This is a genomic window from Streptomyces xylophagus, assembly GCF_000716435.1.
Taxonomy (GTDB): Bacteria; Actinomycetota; Actinomycetes; order Streptomycetales; family Streptomycetaceae; genus Streptomyces; species Streptomyces xylophagus.
In genome coordinates this window covers 447,836-466,082 of the sequence record NZ_JNWO01000001.1, presented here as the reverse complement: position 1 = coordinate 466,082, position 18,247 = coordinate 447,836, and the positions used below count along the sequence as shown (strand labels likewise).

Sequence of the window (18,247 nt, the reverse complement as noted above, 5' to 3'; positions counted from 1 at the left end):
GGTTGCCGAACTCAGTGGATTCGATGGCTTCGATGGCTTCAGTGGCTGAGGACCTTCGACAGGAATTCACGGGCCCGTTCGGTGCGGGGCGCGTCGAAGAATTCGTCGGGGGTGGCGGTCTCGCGGACGCGGCCCTCGTCGAGGAAGACCACCCGGTCGGCGACTCGTCGCGCGAACCCCATTTCATGGGTGACGACGAGCATGGTCATCCCGTCGGCCGCCAGTCCGGCCATGACGTCGAGCACCTCGCCGACCGTTTCCGGGTCCAGTGCCGAGGTCGGTTCGTCGAAGAGCAGCACCTGCGGGTCCATCGCCAACGCCCTTGCGATGGCGACCCGTTGCTGCTGCCCGCCGGACAACTGCACGGGCCGGGCGTCCGCCTTGTCGGCGAGTCCGACCCGGTCGAGGAGCTGCCGGGCCCGCTCGGCGGCCTCGTGACGGGAGAGACCGCGCACGCGGGTCGGGGCGAGGGTGATGTTGTCGAGCACGCTGAGATGCCCGAAGAGGTTGAACGACTGGAAGACCATCCCCACCCGGGCCCGCAGCCGCGCGAGTTCGCCTCCCTCGTCGGGCAGGGGAACGCCCGCCAGGCTGATCAGTCCGGAGTCGACGGTCTCCAGCCGGTTGACGCACCGGCACAGCGTCGACTTCCCGGAACCGGACGCGCCGAGCAGGACGACGACCTCGCCGGTGTGGATGTCGAGGTCGATGTCGCGCAGCACATGGTTTTCCCCGAAGTGCTTGTTCACTTTTTCTATACGTACGAGAACCTCTGGCACGCGATCAGCATCGTCGGCGTCGCTCGCGGGCGTCCAATTCGAATGTCATCCGGAATTAATAAAGGCTCTTTATGCTTGCCGGATGTACGACCCCCGACAGTTGCAGGTCCTGGCCGAGGTCGCCCGCACAGGCACCTACACGGCCGCGGCCGACGCCCTCGGCTACACGCAGCCCGCGATCAGCTATCAGATGCGGATGCTGGAGCGGTCGGTCGGCGCCCCCTTGGTCACCCGTCGCGGGCGAGGCGTCCAACTCACCCCGGAGGGCCGCGCGTTGGCCCGCCACGCGGGAACGGTGCTGGCCGCGCTGCGCACCGCCGAGGACGAACTGGCCGCGCTGACCGCCCCCGAGGCCGGCCGGATCCGACTGTCCGCGATGCAGAGCAGCTGCGTCAGTCTGGTCCCCCGCGCCCTCGGCGCCCTCCGCCGGACCCGCCCGGAGCTTGAGGTCACGGTCACCCAGGCCGAGTGCCGGGTGTCGCACGGTCTGTTGCTGGAGGGCGAGGTCGAGCTCGCGGTGATGTGCGACCTGGACTTCAGGGAGAAGGAGAGGGAGACGGGCAGGGAAACGGGCGGGGAGAGGGAGACGGACCGGTCCGACAGCACAGGCGGCCCGCCTGACAGCACGGGCGACCCGTCGGTGACCGTGGATCCGCGCCTGCGCCGCGTCCCGCTGCTGACCGACCGCCGCTGCGTCCTGCTGCCGGCCGACCACCCTGCTGCCGCCTCGCCCACCGTGTCGTTGGCCGACCTCGCGGACGAACGCTGGGTGCTGGAGTCCGGCCGTACCCGCTTCCTGGCCGCGTGCCGCGACGCCGGGTTCGCTCCCCTGGTCGCCGCCACCGCCGACGACCAGCTGACCCTGCACAGCCTGGTCGCCAACCGCATCGGCCTCGCGGTCATGAACGAACTCGGGGTGACGGCACACTTCGACCCCCGGGTCGTCGCCCGCCCCCTCGCCGACTGGCCGGTCCGCCGTGTCTTCGCCCTGCTCTGGCCGGACACCCTCCGCATCCCCGCGGCCGCCGCCCTCCTTCACGCACTCCGCGACACTGCCCGGCCGACGAACGACACACCCGTGCCGCCGTGACCGGGAGCAGCCCAGCGGCCCGGTCCCTCGACCCCGTGATTCCCCCGACGCGGCGCCAGGTTCACCGAGACACCCACGGTGATCCGGTCGATCTGCACGATCACGCGCTGCGGACGGCCGCGCTGCTGCGTCGAAGTCACCCCGCCGACAAGGAGCTCCAGGTCGCCGGACCTGTCTCTACCCGTCGGCCCTCGTCGGCCTCGGCATGGGCGCGATCCGTAAGGCGACCGCCTTCGCCTGATCCGCGTCGTCACTGCACCGTGTCATTTCCGTCCACCACGACCCGCCGTCCTCGATGTACCGCAACAGCACTCCTTCGCGGATGCCCCAGGGGCAGACGGTGACGGTCTTGATGCCCGTGAGCTTCATGACCGTGTGCCCGACCACCGCTCCGGCCAGGCTCTGCGCCGCCCGCGGTGCGGAGACGCCCGGCAGCAGGGCCCGCTCGGACGTCGCCAGGGTGGCCAGTCGGTCCAGGCCCGCACGGAGCTGCGCTCGCTTCAACTGCCTTTCCATGAAGGGGCCTTGACGGCCGGGGGCGGCGCCGCAGAGTCGGGCCAGCTGCTGGAAGGTGCGTGACGTCACGACGGTGGTCCGTGGCCCTTCCCAGCGGATGCGTGCGGCCACGTCCCGCAGCTGGTGCCGTACCTCGCGACGAAGTGCCTTGACCGTCTGCTCGGGCGGTGGGTCCTGGCCGTAGAAGAACTCGTGCGTCAGCCGGCCCGCGCCGAGCGGCAGTGAGGCCACGAAGTCGGGGAGCCGGCCGCGGCCGAACGCGACCTCGAAGGAGCCGCCGCCGATGTCGAACAGGGCGAGCGGGCCCGCGCGCCAGCCCATCCAGCGCCGGGCGCCGAGGAAGGTCAGCTCGCCCTCGACCTCTCCCGGCAGCGTGCACAGCCGTACGCCGGTCTCCGCGCGCACCGCGCGGAGTACGTCGAGCCGGTTCGGCGCGCCGCGTACGACGGCCGTCGCGAAGGCGAGTGGTCCTGCCGCGCCCCACTGCCGGGCGGTGTCCGCGGCGGCCGATACCGCCCGCACGAGATGGCGTAGGGATTCCTCAGGGATCTCTCCGTGGGGTCCGACGCGCTCGGAGAGCCGCAACTTCCACTTGGCGGTGTGCACGGGCAACGGCACGCCGTCCTCCACGTCCGCCACCACGAGCCGAACCGTGTTCGACCCGACGTCCACCACGCTCATTCGCATGAGCCGGTGAGTACCCAGAGTCGGAGCCGTCAGTCGTCCTGAACGATCTTCGATTCCGCTCGTCCTCGCAGGGCGTCAAGTCGCCGCCCGGCCGGGCCGAGTGCGCGTCCGCGGCTCAGCAGTCCGGACCAGGGGTTGGTGCGGGCCTGTTCGACGGCGTCGGCGATGGTCCAGCGGCGGGCGTCGAGGTCCGGGTCGTCGAGCTGGTCCCGGCTGATGGGGACGGCGACCGGGGCCCCGGGCTTCGCGCGGACGGAGAAGGGGGCCACGGCGGTCTGCGCGTAGCCGTTGCGCTGCACGTCGAGGTAGAGGCGCTCGCCGCGGTCCTTCTTTCGCGCGGCCGTGGTGAGCCGGTCGGGGTGTGCCGCCGCGAGGTGGTCGGCGACGTCCTTGGCGAACGCGCGTACCTCGTCGAAGTCCTGGCGTCCGTCGAGAGGCACGACCAGATGCAGACCGCGCGAGCCGGTGGTCATCAACCCGGACGGCAACCGTAGTTCGTCCAGCAACTCACCCAGGAGCAGGGCGGCTTCGCGTACGACGGCGAAGTCGTCGCCCGTCGCCGGGTCGAGGTCGAAGACCAGCCGGTCGGGCCGGTGCAGCCGACCGACCCGGGACAGCCAGCGGTGCGGGGTGACGCAGCCCTGGTCGGCGAGGAAGACGAGCGTCGCGGTGTCGTCGCAGACGAGGTGGGTGACCGTGCCGCCCTCCTTGGCCACCTCGACGCGTTTGATCCAGTCCGGATAGTGCGCCGGCACGTTCTTCTGCATGAACCGGGGGCCGTCGATCCCGTCCGGGTGCCGCTCCAGCATCAACGGGCGCCCGCGCAGATGCGGGAGCATGAAGGGGGCGACGGACCGGTAGTACGCGACGAGGTCGCCCTTCGTGTACTCCTTGCCGTCCACGTCCGCACTCTTGGGGAACAGCACCTTGTCGGGCCGATGGATGTCGAGGCTACGACGGCCCGCCCGCACGATCACCATGGCGCCCGAGTACCCCTACGCGGGACGACCAACCGCGGTGTCAGTGGCGGCGGATAGGGTCGCGCCCCATGAGTGATCAACGACGTGAGGTGGTTGTCCGCACAGCGGAACATGCGGATGTGGACGGTCTTGTGGCGTGCAGTCGTGCTCTGTTCGCCGAGGACGCGGGGACCCGTGATCCGAGCATCGACATCGACTGGCCGCGTGAGCACGGACCACGACGTTTCGCGGCCGGTATCGATGATCCCGACCGGCTGCTGCTCGTCGCCGATCGGGACGGCGAGGTCGTCGGCCATCTCACCGGTGCGGTGGCCGGGGCGTCCGCGATGAGGCCGGTCGGAGTCGCGACCCTGGTGGGCATGTATGTGCTACCCGCCTATCGGGGTGAGCGGATCGGTGAGCGGCTGATCCGCGAGTTCACGGTCTGGGCGAGGGAAAAGGGAGCGGAGCTGGCTGAGGTGACGGCGTACTCGAGCAACGCCGGGGCTCGCCGCTTCTATGAGCGCAACGGCTTCGCGGAGAAGTCGGTGACCCTGGAGATTCCGCTGTAGTCGTCCGCGCGGAGGTGTCACATCCGTAAACCCGCCGGTGTCTTCATGTCGAACCCGCGCAACAGGCGCACGTCTTGAGGAGAACACCGTGACACTTCGCGTTCCGAAGGCCGAGCTTCCCGCCGAGCTCCGCGAGAACATGATGAAGCAGCTCGGGGTCGTGCCCGAGCCCGTCGAGGTGCTGTGGAACAATCCCGAACTCGCCGCGGCCAACCAGGAGTTCACGGCGAGGGTGAGCACGTGGGACGCGGTCGACGCGAGTCTGAAGACGTTCGCGCACATGGCTGTCGCGGCGCAGGTCGGGTGCAGTTGGTGCCTCGACATCAACTACTTCCTCGCGCTGAACCAGAACCTGGACCTGTCGAAGGCGAGCCAGGTGCCGCGCTGGCGGCAGGCGGAGGTGTTCACGCCGCTGGAGCGGGACGTGCTCGAGTACGCCGAGGCCATGACGAACACGCCGCCGACCGTCACCGACGCGTTGTCGAAGAGCCTGCTCGACCGGCTCGGCCCGGCCGCGCTGGTCGAACTCACCGTGTTCATCGGCTTCGCCAACATGGCGGCCAGGTGCAACACCGCGCACGGGATCACCTCACAGGGCTACTCCGATTCCTGCGCGGTGCCCCTGGCCGCACGCCCGGCGGACTCCGACGTAGCGTCGACCGTATGACCCAGGACCCCTTCGTCGCCCACCGCAGCCTGCTGTTCACGGTCGCCTACGAGATGCTCGGGTCGGCCGCCGACGCGGAGGACGTGGTGCAGGAGTCCTGGCTGCGGTGGGCCGACGTGGACCGGTCACTGGTGCGGGACCCGCGGTCGTACCTCATCCGGATCGTCACCCGGCAGGCGCTCAACCGGCTGCGCACGTTGTCCCGCCGCCGTGAGGAGTACGTGGGCGAGTGGCTGCCGGAACCGTTGCTGACCAGTCCGGATGTCGCCGAGGACGTCGAGCTGGCGGAGAGCGTCTCGCTCGCGATGCTGACCGTGCTGGAGACGCTCGGGCCCACCGAGCGGGCGGTGTTCGTGCTCCGCGAGGTCTTCGAGATGCCGTACGGCGAGATCGCCGAGGTCGTCGGGAAGCCCGCGGCGACGGTGCGGCAGGTCGCGCGGCGGGCGCGGGAGCATGTGGCGGCCCGGCGCCCGCGGGTGCGGGTGAGCCGGTCGGAGCAGCAGGCCGTGGTGGAACGGTTCCTGAGCGCCCTGCGCACCGGGCAGTTGCAGGAGTTGATGGAGGTGATGGCGCCGGACGTGGTCCTGGTGACCGACGGCGGAGGTGTCGTCGCCGCCGCGCTCGCGCCGATCCACGGGGTCGACCTGGTGGCGCCGATCCTCGCCCGCGCGCACCGGTTGGTGGCCGCGTTCGACACCACGCCCGTGTGGCTCAACGGCGAGTCCGCGGGCCGGATCGAGATCGACGGCGAACCGTCCGCGATCAGCTTCGTGGTGGAGGACGGCCGGGTCACCCGCATCCACGTGGTGCGCTATCCGCGGAAGCTGACGCAGTTGGACGAGCCGACGGAACTTGTCAGGTGAGTCCGTCGATGCTCCGAACTTCCCTCTCCACAAGGTGAGTTGAGGAAGCCGAACACTACGATCGTCTCGACTGTACGCATCCTGTGCGAAGCCGGAAACAGAAGCGGAGGGCGGGGAACCGTCCCCGTGACCGAGCGCATCGGTACTGGCATGGGGTCGGCCACGCGGCAGGCCGTAGAGGGGGCGACGTCGTGGCGTATGCCGGAGCACTGCGTGTCAGCGAGGTGGTGGCGGTCTGCGGGGCGCTGGTGTTGGGGTGCACGGGCGGCGACGGAGGTTCCGCGTCGGCTCCCACCCCGTCCGGGGCGACCCGGAGCGGTACCGCCACCACCGACGCGCAGCCGGCCGCGTCCGCGACCCCCGAGACGGACCCCGGCAAGGAGCCGAAGACGACGACACAGGCTCAGGGACTCGTCCAACAGGTCATCTCTGGACCGGAATTGTTCGGGACTGGGGTGGTGCGGGCGACGCCGTACGAGAGTGATCCCGGGCAGTGGGCGGTGCTGGGTGACGACTGTCTGTGGCGGCTGGAGCCGTTGCCCGAGGACGCGCTGGCCACCCTGACCCGGCACTTCGAGGTGCCCGCGGCCGGCGGGAAGGGCGCCGTGCGGCTGTCGGCCACGGTCACCGTGCACCGCACGGCGCTGGACGCGTCGTGGGAGCAGGCACGGATGCTGGAGGAGGACCTCGACTGCACCGAGCAGACCCAACGCCCGGGTGAACGCCTCACGGGGCTGCAGTCGTTGTCGTTCGCTCGCGGCGAGGGCGGCAACACCAGCGGCGACGATCTGCTCCTGGAGACCGGACAGTGCGTCAGCGACACGCGCGGGGGCCCGTATCCGTACTGGTGGCAACAGGCCGTGCTGGGCTCGGTGGTGGCCGGCACGTCCGTGTGCGGAGGGCGGGGGCGTACCGAGCAGGAGCTCAACTCCCTTGTGGCGGAGGTGCTTCCGAGGATGCTGCTGCGGGTGGAGCAGGAGATCGGACGCTCCGGCGGGTCGGCGTCGGGCACGAAGGGTGGTGGGTCGTGATGGAGCGGCTGCTTCCCTCGGATCCGTCCCGGCTCGGCGGATACCGGCTGTTGGGCCGTCTGGGCGCGGGCGGTATGGGCGTCGTCTACCTGGCGCGTGGTGAGGCCGGGGAACTCGCCGCGGTGAAGGTGATCCAGCCCGAGTTCGCCGAACAGGCGGAGTTCCGGGCGCGGTTCAGACGCGAGGCGGACTCCGCGCGCGGGGTGGACAGCCCGTGGGTGGTGCCGGTGCTGGGCGCGGACACGGAGGGCACGGCGCCGTGGCTCGCGACCGCGTTCGTGCCGGGGCCGTCGCTGGCCGAGGCCCTGGCGGAGTGCGGGCCGTTGCCTGCGCGGGTGGTGCGGGTGCTGGGCAAGGTGTTGGCGCGGGCGCTGGATGCCGTACACCGAGCGGGACTTGTGCACCGGGATGTCAAACCGGGCAACGTGCTCCTCGCATTGGACGGACCCCGGCTGATCGACTTCGGTATCGCCCGGCCAACGGCGGCCGAGGAGACGGAGTTGACCTCGGATACCATGGTGGTGGGGACGCCCGGGTTCCTCTCTCCGGAACAGGCGCGGGCGTTGCCGGTGGGTCCGGCGAGCGATGTGTTCTCGCTGGGCTGTGTGCTGGCGTACACGGCGACCGGGCGGTTGCCGTTCGGCAGCGGTACGGCGGACGCGTTGCTGTACCGGACCGTGCACGACACGCCGGATCTGGACGGGGTCGAGGACGTCGAGCTGCGGGACCTATTGGAGCGCTGCCTCGCCAAGGAGCCCGAGGATCGGCCCCAAGTCGCCGAGGTGGACGCGGAGTTGGTGGAGGACGCTCCAGCCGGTTCCATCGGCTGGCTGCCGGACCCGGTGGTCCGGATGGTCGCCGACCGGTCGGCGCAGATGCTGGCGCTGCCCGGTATCGAGCCGACCGAGGTCTCCGGCGAGCCCGATGCCCCGGGGCCGGGCCGTCGTCGGGTGCTGGCCCTCGCGGGCGGTACGGCGCTGCTCGCGGCCGGTGGCGGTGCTGCGCTGTGGGCGGTGCTGCGGAGCAACGACCAGAAGACACCGGCGAGTTCGGCCGCCGACCGTGCCTGGATCATCGGTGTCCAGGCCGACTTGAGCGGCCCGCTGAAGGCGGCGGGAACCGCACAGGAGCGGGCCGCGCGGCTGGCCGTGGAGCAGTTCAACGCGAACGAGGACAAGCCGTTCCCGCTCACCCTGAAGGTGATGGACGACCGGGGCGACCCGGCCCGGGCCCAGGCCGTGGCCCGTCAACTGACCGGCGACCGCGACGTGTTCGCCGTGCTCGGCCCCACCGGTTACGCCTCGGCGCAGAGCGCCGTGGAGGTGTACGAGAGCGCCGGGCTGCCCTTGGTCACCGTGTCCGAACTCTCGGTCTCCGCCGTCCAGTCGGCCCTCCTGACCAAGCCCCGACGATACTTCCGGGCCGCTCCGCTGGCCGCGTACTCCGCGTTCGCCACCGTCACCGCGACCACGGCACAGGGCTCCCGCCGCCCGGGGCTGCTGGTCGACCGGGCGGGCGGGATCACCGGCATGGAGTCCGTCAACGTCGTCCACAGCGCGACCCGCGCGGGCGGCGTGGCCCTGTACGCCCGTGTCGTGCCCGCCCTGGCACCCGATGTGTCGACCGTCGTCGCCGACATGCTCGCCCACGGCATCGACAGCGTCTACTACACCGGCACCGCCGAACGTGCCGCCCCGCTGGCCCGCGCCCTGGCCACACGGGACTTCACCGGACCGCGTTTCCTCGACATTCTGTCGGCCACGCCCGCGTTCATCGAGGCGGCGGGCCCGGCGAGCGAGGGCTGGCAGGTCCTGGCGCCGTACATCGACCCGGGCGCAGCGGCCGTACGACCGTTCGCCACCGCTTACCGCAATCGATACGGCGATGCGCCGGGCGACTGGGCGGCCGAGGCGTACGACGTCACCCGCCTGCTGGCCGACCGGCTCACCGCACTCGCCGGCACCGGCAAGCGGCGCCCCAGCCGCACCCAGGTCGCCGACGCGCTCGCCAAGGCCAAGTACAAGGGGCTGGTCACCACGTACGCGTTCGACGCCGACCACCAGCTCGTCACCGCTCAGGTCCAGCACTACCAGGTCAAGGACGGCCGCTTCGCCTACACCGGCCCGGTGGGAGTGTCCGCCGCCTGACCGGCGACGGGAGCATCGCCGACCGACGACGGGGACATCCCCGAGCAGCAATGGGAGCCGCAGGATGCAGGCATTGCGGGCCGAGGACCCGGAGAACCTCGGCGGGCACCGGCTGCTCGCCCGGCTCGGCGCGGGCGGCATGGGCGTGGTGTACCTGGCCCGCACCGCCGACGGGACGCCGGTCGCGCTGAAGGTGATCCGGGCCGAGTACGCGGCCGCCCCCGCGTTCCGTGCCCGGTTCCGGCGCGAGGTGCGGCTGGCCACCGGGCTCACCGGCCGCTGGGTGGTCGCGGTAACGGCCGCGGACACCGAGGCGCGTGAGCCGTGGCTGGCCACCGCGTTCGTCCCCGGCCCGTCGCTGGCCGAGGCGGTGGACGGACTCGGACCGCTTCCCTCGGACACCGTCGTCTCGCTCGGTGCCCGACTGGCCGAAGCTCTGGGCGAGTTGCACGCGGTGGACCTGGTCCACCGGGACGTCAAGCCCGGCAACATCCTCCTGGTCCCCGACGGCCCCCGACTCATCGACTTCGGCATCGCCAAGGGCGCGGGCGCGACCGCGCTCACCGCTCCCGACGCGGTCATCGGCACCCCCGGCTACCTCTCCCCCGAGCAGACCCGGACCCGCGGCGGCGAGGTCGGTCCGGCCAGCGACCTGTTCTCTCTGGGCTGCGTCCTGTCCTACGCGGCCACCGGCCGCCGCCCGTTCGGCACCGGCGAGGCGCCTGCGGTCCTGTACCGCACCGTCCACGAACCCGCCGACCGCACCGGCCTCGACCAACTCCCGCCCCCGCTACGCTCGGTGATCGACGGCTGCCTCGCCAAGAACCCCGCGCTACGGCCGACGGCTGCGGCGGTCCACTCCGCACTGACGGACGACAAGCACAGGGACAACACCCTGTCCACAGGGACCGATTGGCTACCGCCCGCCGTCCTACGCCTTGTCGCCGAGCGCTCGGCCCGCGCCCTGGACCCACCGCCTCGTACAGAAGGGCCAGAACCGCTCAACACCCCTACGGCACAAGGCCTTTCGCGCCGCCGCCTCCTGACGATCGGCAGCTCGACAGCCGCTGTACTGGCCGCGTCCGGCACGGGTGCGGCCGTCCTGCTCACCCGGGGCCACACCACGACAGGGGGCAGTTCGCGCAGCAACACACCCACGCACACCGTCGCCCTCCACGCAGATCTGACGGGCACTCAAAGAGCCCTGGGCAAGGCGCAGGAGCGCGGAGCACTCCTCGCCGTCGCCGCCCACAACGCCCGCAAGGACGTCGCCTACCGCCTCGCCCTGACCTCGTACGACGACGGAGGGGACACCGCCCGAGCGCGAGCGACGGCTCGCCGCGTACTCGCCACACCGTCCATCAGCGCGGTCATCGGCCCCAGCACGACAGCGGGCGCCCGCGCCGCCGCTCCGCTCTATGCCGCCGCGTCCATGCCGGTGGTCCTGGTGTCGGCCGACGACGAGGCCGCAGGACTCTCCACCACAACCCTGCGCACCCTGTGCGTGACCAGGACGTCCGACAGCTCACAGACCCTGCCGATCCTCTTCTACCTGACCAAAGCACGCGCCACCCGCCGTACAGCGATCATTCAGGACCGAGCGGCGGGCGAGACGGCCGTCGAGATCAGCCGGAACCTGGTCGAGACACCGCCCAGTGGCGGCACCGTCAGCGTCCACCAAGTAGCCGCTGGTACAAGCGACTTCGGCGCGGCTGTCTCCCAGGCTCTGGCCGCCCATCCGCAGGCGGTCGTCTACGCCGGTACGTCACCGCGCCGAGCGGCGGCCTGCGCCCGCGCCCTGGCCACGGCAGGGTTCACCGGGGCGGTGGCCGGCTTCGAGTCGGTCATGCGCGCCGACTTCCTCACGGCGGCGGGACAGGCGGCCGAGGGCTGGGTCTTCGGGGCCCCGTACACCGAACCGCAGTCGGCCCGCACCACCCCCGCGAAGGCGTTCACCGCGGCCTACCGGGCACGCTACGGCGCACCGCCCGGCCGATGGTCCGCCGAGGCGTACGACGCCGTCGGTCTGATCGCCCGAGCCCTCGACGCGCTCGGGACCACCACCGCGATCGAACCCGCGCAGGTCGCCGAACGCCTCTTCCACATCTCCTACGAAGGGGTGGCCAAGCCGATCCGCTTCGTCCAGGGCACCACGCACACGATGGACACGGAGAACACGAGCTTTCTGTACCAGGTCGAGGACGGCGCGTTCCGTTTCCTGGGCCGCTACGACCAAGTCCTCTCAGCTCAGCCCGAGTTGGCCTGCTGTGCTGCGGCGACCATCCGCAGATACGTGCCGAGTCGGGCGATGGCCGACGGGTTGCGGGGGCTCTCGACGAGGTCGACGTAGTCGAGGACGAAGATCCGCCGGTGCTTGACGGCGGAGACGTTGCGCAGCGGGGCGTAAGAGAGGAGGAACCTCTTCTTCTGTTCGGCGCTCACGTCGCCGTAGTTGCAGATCACGATGACGTCGGGGTTCCGCTGCACGACGGTCTCCCAACCGACCGTGGTCCACGAGTCGTTGACGTCGTGCATGACGTTGACTCCGCCGGCCTCGCTGATGATCTGGTCGGGGGCGGCGTAGCGGCCCGAGGTGAACGGGGCGTCCTGGCCGCTGTCGTAGAGGAAGACCTTGGGGCTCTTCGCGGGTGCCTTGCTCTGGACGGTGGCGATCTGCTTCTTGAAGTCGGCGATCAGGGTGGTTGCGCGCTTCTCGACGCCGAAGAGCTTTCCGAGGTTGGTGAGGTCGGTGTAGAGGGCGTCCAGGGGCGGCATGATGCCGCGCGAGGTGTCCGTGCGGCCGTTGCGGCAGGACTCGGTGAGGATGTACGAGGGGATGCCGAGCTTCTTCAGGGCGTCGGGGGTGAAGCCGCTGTCGTCGCGGAAGCCGTAGTTCCAACCGGCGAAGACCAGGTCGGCGCGGGCGTCGAGGACGTTCTCCTTGGTGAGTTGGTCCTTGGACAGCCACTTCACCTTCTTGTAGCCGTCCTTCCAGGGCACGTCGGTCAGGTCACCCTTGTCGTCGGGCATGGCGAATCCGGCCATGCGGTTCTCCAGTCCGAGGGCGAACATCAGCTCGGTGATGCCGACGTCGTTGGTGACGACTCGCTTCGGGACGGTCTTGTACGTCACCTTCTGACCGCAGTTGGTGAGGGTGACCGCCGGGGTGGACCGGAGGCCCTCTCCCGACTCGACGGTCGCGCCGCAGCCGGCGGTGGCGGTCGCGGCGAGGCAGAGGGCGGCGGCAAGCAGCTTGCGCATGGGGGTGGTTGTCCTTATGGGGTGGGAGGGAGCAGGTCGAACAGGAGCTGGACGGCGCCGGTCTCCGGGTGCCGTACCGGATGCGCGCGGACCCCGAACACCTCGGCGAGCAGGGCGGGATGGAGGACGTCGTGCGGCGGTCCCGAGGCGACGATCCGGCCGCCGGCGATCACGTACAGCAGGTCGCAGTGCGCGGCGGCGAGGTTGAGGTCGTGCAGAGCGGCCAGCACGGTCAGGCCGCTGCTGCGGACCAACGACAGGACGTCCAACTGGTGGGCGATGTCGAGGTGGTTGGTGGGTTCGTCGAGGACCAGCACGCGGGGGCGTTGGGCGAGCGCGCGGGCGATCAGGACGCGTTGCCTCTCGCCGCCGGACAGGGCGAGGAACCCGCGGTCGGCGAGGTGGGCGACACCCGTGCGTTCCATGGCGCCGGCGCAGATCTCCCGGTCGGAGGCGGCGGTCCGGTCCCGGTGCGGGAGCCGTCCCATGCCGACCACTTCGGCGACGGTGAAGTCGAACTCGGCCGACGACTCCTGCGGCAGCGCGGCCAACACCTTTGCTGCGGCCCGCGGTTCCATGGCCTGTACGTCGTCCCCGTCGAGCCGGACCACACCGTCGGCCGGTCGCAGCGCCCGGTACACGCACCTCAACAGGGTTGATTTCCCACTGCCGTTGGGGCCGACGAGCCCGACGAAGGCCCCGCTGTCCACGACGAGCCGGATGTCGTCCACCAGCCGCACCGCGCCCGCGTCGACCGACAGCCCCTCGATGTCGAGCCTCATCAACGCCCCCCGAACGCATAGCCGCCGCGCCGCATCAGCAGCAGGAACGCGGGCACTCCCACGACCGCGGTGATCACCCCGACCGGTAGTTCGGCCGGCGCGAGCAGCAGCCGGGACAGCACGTCCGCCCACACCAGCAGCACGGCCCCGGCCAGGGGTGCGACCGCGAGGACCCTGCGGTGATCGGCGCCGACGAGCATGCGTACGAGGTGGGGCACCATCAGTCCGACGAAGCCGATGGCGCCGCTGACGGCGACCACGGTTCCGGTGACGGCGGCTGTCACGAGGAACAACTCCCGCCGTAGTCGGCCCGGTTGGACGCCGAGCGCGGCGGAGGTCTCGTCCCCCATGGCGAGGGCGTTGAGGGACTCGGCCCGCCATCGCAGCCACGCCCAGCCGACCGCCACGGTGACGGCGGCCAACGGCACCTGCGGCCAGGTCGCCCCGCCCAGGCTCCCCAGCAGCCACATCATCGCCGAGCGGGCCGCCTCGCCCCGGGCCGCGCTGAACACCATCACGGTGGTGACTGCTTCGAAGCCGTACGCCAGCGCGGTTCCCGTCAGGATCAGCCGCAGCGGGGTGAGACCGTGCGGCGAGCGTGCCACGGCGTACACCAGCACCATGGCCGCGAGCGCCGAGGCGAACGCCGACACCGACAGTGCCCACACGCCGAGGCCTGCGAACGCGCCCAGCAGGATGACGGCGTTGGCGCCCACGGCCGCGCCCGAGGAGATGCCGAGCACGAACGGATCGGCGAGCGCGTTGCGGACCATGGCCTGCACGGCCACGCCGACGGCGGAGAGTCCCGCTCCCACGACGGCCGCGAGTACGACCCTGGGCAGCCGGATCTCCCACACGATGGTGTAGGCGGCGGCGTCGCCGGCGTGCACGGTCCCGCCGGTGACTCCGGCCCACAGGAACCGGAACACGTCCGCCGTGCCGATCCCCGCCGCGCCCATTCCGACACCGCACACGAGGGACACGCCCAGCAGGAGGACCAGCCCAACTACCAACAATGGCTGGGGTATTCGGCGCACGGTCGGCGGTCCTTCACCTGGGGCCGCCTGGTGAGCCTCGATCGAGGAGGCAGCCCGTACGACCGTGCCGGCCGCTCGGTCCCCTCTCGCAGTCCACGGCGAGCAGTCAACGGGTCGCACCACCCACGGGCGATCGGACTCGCGCGACGACCAGGGATCGCCACGCACACCGTTGCGGGTCAGCGCCGGATTCTCACCGGACTTTCCCCGCGGGAGGCTCGGGGAGCGTAACAAACGGGGGCGAGCGGGTCGGCGGCGCCCGCCCCGAGCACCGGTCGTTGGGCGGGTCCGCCGGCAGTCAGCAGGGCGTCGAAGCCACCGCGCGTGCCGTTGCGGCGGAATTCTGTCACCGCCCGCTCCCCGACACCGGCAACCACCCCGCAGCCGACCTGCTGCGCCTCTACCGTCGGCGCACTGCGTAGGTCAGGTGCGTCACCCGCGACGACGGCTCCGAGCGGACCGGCTCCAGCGCGATCCTGGACGCGTCCACGCCGTCGAACAGGCGGGTGCCGGCGCCGAAGAGCACCGGTGACAGCGTGATCGAGAACTCGTCGACCAGACCGGCGTTCAGGTACTCCAGGATCGTCGTACCGCCGCCGGCGATGCGGACGTCGCGGTCGCCGGCAGCCTCGCGGGCCTGGTCGAGGGCGTGCTCGATGCCGTCGTCGACGAAGTGGAACGTGGTGCCGCCGAGCCGCTCCCACGGGTCGCGCTTGGTGTGCGTCACGACGAAGACCGGGGTGTGGAAGGGCGCGTCCTCCGGCCATGACTGCTCGCCGAGGTCGAACATGCGCCTGCCCATGACGCTCGCGCCGGTGCGCTCGAACGTCTCCCGCGCCATGTCGTTGTCGCGGCCCTCCTCGCCGCCCTCGCCCAGGTTCGAGTTCTCCCGGAAGAACCGCAGCGGGAACACCCACTGCTGCAGCTCCGTCCACTGCGCCAGCCAGCGCCGGACGTCCGGGTCGTCCTGCCTGTGGGGCGCGAAGAGCTCGTCCTCCACGGGCACGGACTCGGGCGCGACGAAGCCGTCCAGCGACATCGTCACGCTGAAGAACACCTTTCCGGCCATCAGTCCTCAACTCCCTTTCGTGCGCGCTCGGTCACGTAGGCCGCCAGGTTGCTCAGGGTCTGCCGGCCGCCCTCGATCGCGTGGTACTTCTCGACCGCCTCGTCGCGCAGCTCCTTGGTGGGGAACACCGTGCGCATGACGAGCCGGGTCGCCGCGCCGTCCTGCGCGAAGGTCAGGACCGACTCGAAGGCGTTCGGGTCGTCGCGGGACTCACCGTGCAGCAGCGTGATCAGCTCCGGCGGGACGATCCGCAGCCAGCGGATCCACTCGGAGTAGTCGGTGCCGTCCGGCCCGTGCAGCACGAAGACCCACTCCCCGCCCTCGCGGAACTCGAAGGACCGCGTGGTGGTGGTGAACCCCTCCGGACCCCACCACCGCGACAGGTGCCGGACCTCGGCGAACGCCTCGAACACCAGCTCCCGCGGGGCGTCGATGACCCGGGAGATCACGATCTCCCGGTCGGCCGTCGCCGGCTCCGCCCGCGTTTCCCGTCTTGTCCCTGCCATCGGTCATTCCTCCTGACGTGTCTGCTTGAGGTCCTGCACGTAGGTGTCCAGCCGGTCGAAACTCTCGTTCCAGAACCGCTCGAATCCACCGGCCCACTCGTGCACCGGCCGCAACCCGCGCGCGTCCAGGCCGTACAGGCGCTGCTTGCCCACCCCGCGAACCCGCACCAGCCCCACCTCTCGGAGCACCCGCAGATGCTTGGACGCCCCCGGCTGGCTCATCCCCAGCTCCTGGGCCAGGTCGGTCACCGGCCGCTCCCCCGCCCGCAGCAGGACCAGGATCTCCCGGCGCTGCGGCTCGGCGATCGCGTTGAAGACGTCCGACGTCGTCGCTGCTCGTGCCATGCCAGCCATCGTATTCCCATATCGGCATACGTCAAGCCGGTGGGATTCGGCGAGTCCTGGGCGAGGCCTGTCGAAGACTTCAGCACCAGAGGAAGGGACCGATGAATGGACCAGTCTCACGAGTCCGCACGCGACGGCGAGGTCCCGCTCTCCGGAGGCCGCATCACCCCTGGTGTCGTACGAGTCGGCGACACGGTCCGCCGCCCCACCACGAGAGCCTCGCCCTTCGTCGCGCGACTCCTCCGCCACCTCGAACAACGCGGCTTCACCGGAGCCCCACGCCACCTCGGCCTCGACGAAGCCGGACGCGACACGTTCAGCTACCTGCCCGGTCATGTGCCGGCCAAGTTCCGGTACTGGACGGACGCACAGGTCGCCGCGGCCGGCGCCCTGCTCCGTTCGTTCCACGACGCCACCCGCCGGAGCGGGCTCACCGGGCCGCACCCCGTCGTCTGCCACCACGACCCCGGACCGAACAACACCGTGTTCCGCGACGGCCTGCCGGTCGCCTTCATCGACTTCGACACCGCCGCTCCCGGCGACCCGCTCGAAGACGTCGGCTACGCGGTCTGGACCTGGTGCGTCTCCTCGCGTCCCACCGCTCCGCCCGCGGTGGCGCAGGCCGCACAGGTGCGGATCTTCGCCGATGCCTACGGCCTCGGTACGTCCGCCCGCGGCCGGCTGGTCGACGCGATGCTCGATCGGCAGCTACGCAACGCGAGTTGGTGGCGGGAACGGCTCACCGGACCCGAACACCGGCCCGGTGACGCCGAGTTGATCCGCGCCCGCATTGCGTGGTCCGAGCGGGAGCATGCCTACACGTCCGGTCATCGGTCCGTGTTCGAGCAGGCGCAAGGGGCCCCGACGAGTTCACGGGGCACTCGACGGCCTATTGGAGGCTCCAGCGGTGCGGGTGGTCAGGATCAGTGGGGCAGGTGAAGACGTTGAGTTCGCCGTCGCGGCCCATCCGGATCTTGGTGGGTGTGGCGAACGGGTGCGGGGGCAGGTCCCGGTCCTCGGTCGGCTTCCAACTGCCGCTGCCGCCGTCCCACTCGGAACTGTCGATGGTCAGAAGGAGCTCCAACGGGGTCGCACAGGCAAGGCAGTTCATCGGGGACGGGTCCGTCGCGTGCCAGGACGCGAATCCGCCGACGCGCCAGCCGGGCGGGATGGACAGGTCGTACTGGTAGCCGACCGGCTCGGCCCCGTCCCTCTCCTCGTCCGACTGCTCGGCCTGCCCCTCCAAGACCTCCAACGCCTCCTCCCAGGCATCGATCCGGGCACACAACTCCTCGGGAAGGAGGCCCGCGAAGGGGTAGGTGGCCACCTGCTCCGGGTGCAGGACGCAGGGCTCGGGCACGTACCCGCCGTAGCCGACGACCTGTGGCTGCGGCGGCACGGCGAGCACCGCACCGACCTCCGCCGACCTGCGCCAGCGCAGGTGGAGCAGCAGGTCGTAGCGGCCCGTTCCGTGTGCGTCGAAGGGGCAGCAGAACACCTGGAGCAGGTCGCTGCCGTCCGGGCCGGGCGGCAGGTCGGGAATGTCCCGCCGGTACAGCTGGGCGAGGGCGATCAGCGGCAGCGGGTCGGTCTCGGACAGTTCCGTGAGCCGATGCGCGCGACGCAGCTCGTCCACGAGTTGCCGTTCATCGTCTGTGAGCCCTGTCCACGGATCGCGGGCCTGGGCGGCGGCCAGGATCGCCCGCTCCCGGTGGATGTCGTCGGGGCGCCGCCCACGCCCACGGCCATGGGCTTCTGTGCACACCGGCCACGGTTCGTCCCTCGGCCACAGCAGCGGACCGCCCACCGAACTCGCCGACACGTCCGGACTGCCCGGCCGCGGGTGGAGCCGGGTTGTCGTGCCCCGGTACGCGGCCAGTTCCGGGAAGAGCGCCTCGACATCGAGTGGCCGCGGTGGTGTGGTCCTCGTCATGGA

General features: G+C 70.9%; 18 protein-coding genes. 8 read left to right on the top strand and 10 right to left on the bottom strand.

Translation table 11 applies throughout. From position 1 onward, the window contains the following. Nucleotides 1-38: 38 nt before the first annotated feature. Nucleotides 39-758 (bottom strand): amino acid ABC transporter ATP-binding protein, encoded by a 720-nt coding sequence (locus OO70_RS02085; RefSeq protein ID WP_407702736.1) that lies wholly within the window; start codon nucleotides 756-758, stop codon nucleotides 39-41. Between the two features lie 103 nt (nucleotides 759-861). Here OO70_RS02085 and OO70_RS54390 point away from each other — a divergent pair, with 103 nt between their 5' ends. Further along, nucleotides 862-1,869: a LysR family transcriptional regulator gene (locus OO70_RS54390; RefSeq protein WP_043662875.1), complete on the top strand. Its 1,008-nt coding sequence runs from the start codon at nucleotides 862-864 to the stop codon at nucleotides 1,867-1,869. Nucleotides 1,870-2,046: 177 nt separating this feature from the next. On the opposite strand, the gene OO70_RS02075 is transcribed toward OO70_RS54390, so the two are convergent. Further along, nucleotides 2,047-3,072, bottom strand: a complete 1,026-nt coding sequence (locus tag OO70_RS02075) for a Ppx/GppA phosphatase family protein (protein WP_043662873.1) — start codon at nucleotides 3,070-3,072, stop codon at nucleotides 2,047-2,049. A gap of 29 nt (nucleotides 3,073-3,101) precedes the next feature. Continuing rightward, the gene (gene ligD / locus OO70_RS02070; protein ID WP_043662870.1) at nucleotides 3,102-4,052 is read right to left on the bottom strand and encodes a non-homologous end-joining DNA ligase; all 951 of its coding nucleotides are present in this window, start codon (nucleotides 4,050-4,052) and stop codon (nucleotides 3,102-3,104) included. Nucleotides 4,053-4,120: 68 nt separating this feature from the next. On the opposite strand from ligD, the gene OO70_RS02065 reads away from it, so the two are divergent. The 6 genes from OO70_RS02065 (at nucleotide 4,121) to OO70_RS02040 (ending at nucleotide 11,661) form a co-directional block, all read left to right on the top strand. Continuing rightward, a complete protein-coding gene (locus tag OO70_RS02065; protein WP_043662868.1) occupies nucleotides 4,121-4,603 on the top strand; it encodes a GNAT family N-acetyltransferase in 483 nt (160 codons plus the stop codon). Between the two features lie 88 nt (nucleotides 4,604-4,691). Further along, on the top strand, nucleotides 4,692-5,270 hold the full coding sequence (locus OO70_RS02060) for a carboxymuconolactone decarboxylase family protein (RefSeq protein ID WP_043662866.1): 579 nt from the start codon (nucleotides 4,692-4,694) through the stop codon (nucleotides 5,268-5,270). After that, entirely contained in the window at nucleotides 5,267-6,133 is an 867-nt protein-coding gene (locus tag OO70_RS02055; RefSeq protein WP_043662865.1) for an RNA polymerase sigma-70 factor, read from the top strand. The genes OO70_RS02060 and OO70_RS02055 overlap by 4 nt, the downstream gene beginning before the upstream one ends. Nucleotides 6,134-6,324: 191 nt before the next feature. Then, complete coding sequence (locus tag OO70_RS02050) at nucleotides 6,325-7,164, top strand: hypothetical protein (RefSeq protein WP_158711394.1); 840 nt, start codon at nucleotides 6,325-6,327, stop codon at nucleotides 7,162-7,164. Beyond that, nucleotides 7,164-9,311, top strand: coding sequence for a bifunctional serine/threonine-protein kinase/ABC transporter substrate-binding protein (locus OO70_RS02045; protein WP_043662861.1), 2,148 nt, complete (start codon nucleotides 7,164-7,166; stop codon nucleotides 9,309-9,311). The genes OO70_RS02050 and OO70_RS02045 overlap by 1 nt, the downstream gene beginning before the upstream one ends. Nucleotides 9,312-9,375: 64 nt before the next feature. Next, nucleotides 9,376-11,661, top strand: a complete 2,286-nt coding sequence (locus OO70_RS02040) for a bifunctional serine/threonine-protein kinase/ABC transporter substrate-binding protein (RefSeq protein WP_063749667.1) — start codon at nucleotides 9,376-9,378, stop codon at nucleotides 11,659-11,661. Here OO70_RS02040 and OO70_RS51990 read toward each other — a convergent pair. From OO70_RS51990 to OO70_RS02010, 6 genes are all read right to left on the bottom strand, one after another. After that, on the bottom strand, nucleotides 11,559-12,572 hold the full coding sequence (locus tag OO70_RS51990) for an ABC transporter substrate-binding protein (RefSeq protein WP_043662857.1): 1,014 nt from the start codon (nucleotides 12,570-12,572) through the stop codon (nucleotides 11,559-11,561). The two genes, OO70_RS02040 and OO70_RS51990, sit on opposite strands and share 103 nt — an antisense overlap. Before the next feature lie 14 nt (nucleotides 12,573-12,586). After that, nucleotides 12,587-13,354, bottom strand: a complete 768-nt coding sequence (locus tag OO70_RS02030; protein WP_043662854.1) for an ABC transporter ATP-binding protein — start codon at nucleotides 13,352-13,354, stop codon at nucleotides 12,587-12,589. Beyond that, nucleotides 13,354-14,391: a FecCD family ABC transporter permease gene (locus tag OO70_RS02025; RefSeq protein ID WP_043662852.1), complete on the bottom strand. Its 1,038-nt coding sequence runs from the start codon at nucleotides 14,389-14,391 to the stop codon at nucleotides 13,354-13,356. Before OO70_RS02025 ends, OO70_RS02030 begins: the two co-directional genes overlap by 1 nt. Before the next feature lie 400 nt (nucleotides 14,392-14,791). Further along, nucleotides 14,792-15,460, bottom strand: coding sequence for a dihydrofolate reductase family protein (locus OO70_RS02020; protein ID WP_043662851.1), 669 nt, complete (start codon nucleotides 15,458-15,460; stop codon nucleotides 14,792-14,794). After that, nucleotides 15,460-15,966 carry an SRPBCC family protein gene (locus tag OO70_RS02015; protein ID WP_043662849.1) on the bottom strand — a complete coding sequence of 169 codons (507 nt, stop codon included), beginning with the start codon at nucleotides 15,964-15,966 and terminating at the stop codon, nucleotides 15,460-15,462. The genes OO70_RS02020 and OO70_RS02015 overlap by 1 nt, the downstream gene beginning before the upstream one ends. A 3-nt stretch (nucleotides 15,967-15,969) precedes the next feature. Continuing rightward, nucleotides 15,970-16,311 (bottom strand): ArsR/SmtB family transcription factor, encoded by a 342-nt coding sequence (locus OO70_RS02010; protein ID WP_043662847.1) that lies wholly within the window; start codon nucleotides 16,309-16,311, stop codon nucleotides 15,970-15,972. Nucleotides 16,312-16,416: 105 nt separating this feature from the next. Here OO70_RS02010 and OO70_RS02005 point away from each other — a divergent pair, with 105 nt between their 5' ends. Next, the gene (locus tag OO70_RS02005) at nucleotides 16,417-17,250 is read left to right on the top strand and encodes an aminoglycoside phosphotransferase family protein (RefSeq protein WP_078651196.1); all 834 of its coding nucleotides are present in this window, start codon (nucleotides 16,417-16,419) and stop codon (nucleotides 17,248-17,250) included. Here OO70_RS02005 and OO70_RS02000 read toward each other — a convergent pair. Next, the gene (locus OO70_RS02000; RefSeq protein WP_043662845.1) at nucleotides 17,201-18,244 is read right to left on the bottom strand and encodes a hypothetical protein; all 1,044 of its coding nucleotides are present in this window, start codon (nucleotides 18,242-18,244) and stop codon (nucleotides 17,201-17,203) included. The genes OO70_RS02005 and OO70_RS02000 overlap by 50 nt on opposite strands. Nucleotides 18,245-18,247: the final 3 nt, after the last annotated feature.